This window comes from Bacteroides sp. AM44-19 (genome assembly GCF_003603395.1).
Lineage (GTDB): Bacteria > Bacteroidota > Bacteroidia > Bacteroidales > Bacteroidaceae > Bacteroides > Bacteroides uniformis.
The window spans coordinates 1-910 of the sequence record NZ_QTNB01000065.1 but is presented as its reverse complement, the minus strand read 5'-3'; the positions used below and the strand labels follow the sequence as shown (position 1 = coordinate 910).

The 910-nt window shown below is 44.1% G+C and carries 1 protein-coding gene; it reads right to left on the bottom strand.

All coding sequences use genetic code 11. From position 1 onward, the window contains the following. Positions 1 to 737: CHC2 zinc finger domain-containing protein (locus DW947_RS21400; RefSeq protein WP_119958639.1), on the bottom strand; the 737-nt coding region annotated here is incomplete at its 3' end. Positions 738 to 910 lie beyond the last annotated feature (173 nt).

Below are 910 nucleotides of genomic sequence, written 5' to 3'. Positions count from 1 at the left end.
TGGATGCGTTCGTAATTGCCCAACGGATAGAGAGCCTTGTTTACATTCGATACTGAGTTCAATACAATGTAGTCCTGCCCGTCCAATTCCGGATAATTCGGGCAGCTCTCTTGTCTCAATGTCAAAAAGGAGAGGTAGTCCATAAATCCCTCGAATATATAACAGGTATTCCTCACTTTTCCCGACTGTCTGATGTGGGAGATTTCCTTTGGGGCGATGCACCCCTTAAAATAGCGGTTGCGAACCTCAAACCCACCCGAACCATTGGGAAAGGCGATGGCAAAGTACCGCTTGCCGTTGTGGGTGAAACGGGCTTCACTACATTCTCTTTTCGCCAGTTCTGTATTTATTCCTCTACCTTGCAAGTAGGCAAGCAGGGCAGGAGATGACAGCGGAACAATCTCCAGATGTTGGAAGCTCGGCTCGGAAGAGCTTTGCTTGCCAAAAGAGAAAGATATCGGGCGCACGTGCGGTGTCTGCTCCGCTATCCGTTTCAAGATGTAAGGTACATGGTCGGTAGCGTACAGATGTGCAGCCAGTGCAATGATGTTTCCGCCCTTTCCCAAACCGAAGTCATACCATTGTTCACGTTCGGTATTCACTTTGAACGATGCTTCACTCTCTTCCCGAAACGGAGATTTGTACCAAAGGTTGATACCTTGTTGTTTTACTGGTGAATAACCCAAGCTGTGCAGGTAGTCGGCTATTCGTATGCTTTTAGCTTCTTCTATTGTCATTTTCTTACGGATTTGTAGGTGAATGAAAAAATGATGATTTGATGAATTTGAAATGTAATACGCTGTTAAACAGAATTATATCGATTCATCTTTTTCTCATCAGATTGCTTGCCAAAAGAAAAATGATGTTTTCTTTTTTCATCAGCAATCGTTGTTGATGAGTGTTTGATGAA